1 rRNA gene is annotated in these 245 nt (G+C 50.6%); it reads right to left on the bottom strand.

Going from position 1 to position 245, the window contains the following annotated elements:
• Positions 1-191: 191 nt before the first annotated feature.
• Positions 192-245: ribosomal RNA gene (locus AC0ZWN_RS28960) — 16S ribosomal RNA — on the bottom strand; the annotation flags it as partial.

Below are 245 nucleotides of genomic sequence, written 5' to 3'. Positions count from 1 at the left end.
TGCGCTCTAACCAACTGAGCTACAGACCCAATTTCGAGCTACTAAGGCCGACCTCACCCTGCTCTTTACCACAAAGCATGGGGTACGCTCTAACCAACTCAGCTACAAACCGATACAGGCTGCTTCTATCGTCTTCATCAATGAATCAAGCAATTCGCGTGGGAACTTATGGAGCAGCTGATGTCCTCGATTAAGGAGGTGATCCAGCCGCAGGTTCCCCAACGGCTACCTTGTTACGACTTCAC

It is taken from the genome of Pseudomonas sp. 3B-A001-10F (genome assembly GCF_056313565.1).
The sequence above is the reverse complement of the archived record's forward strand: the minus strand, read 5'-3'. Positions and strand labels throughout refer to the sequence as shown.